Origin of the sequence: Neisseria sp. P0014.S009, from assembly GCF_051958155.1 — a bacterium.
GTDB lineage: Bacteria > Pseudomonadota > Gammaproteobacteria > Burkholderiales > Neisseriaceae > Neisseria > Neisseria flavescens_C.
Genome location: NZ_JBQCVS010000115.1, coordinates 1 through 277, shown reverse-complemented (window position 1 = coordinate 277; position 277 = coordinate 1). Strand labels below are relative to the sequence as shown.

The following is a 277-nucleotide window of genomic DNA, read 5'->3' as shown; positions in this document are numbered from 1 at the left end:
CAATCGACACTATCCGTTGAATGAAGGAACAAACTCTTATGCAGTATTTTGGAATCGGTTTTTTGGTTTTATTCTTTTTGGAAATCATGTCCATCGTCTGGGTTGCCGACTGGATAGGTGTCGGCTGGACGCTGTTTGTGATGGCTGTCAGCTTTATCAGCGGTATCTTTATGCTGCGCCATACCGGCATTTCCGGCCTTGTGCTCGCAGGCGCAGCCGTCCGCAGTGGCCAAAACATTTCCCTCTATCAGATGCTGTGGCCGATTCGCTATACCGC

General features: G+C 49.5%; 1 protein-coding gene. It reads left to right on the top strand.

The genetic code is table 11. From position 1 onward, the window contains the following. Positions 1–38: 38 nt before the first annotated feature. On the top strand, positions 39–277 hold a 239-nt coding region (locus ACTHS4_RS11925), incomplete at its 3' end, for an FxsA family protein (RefSeq protein WP_440365991.1).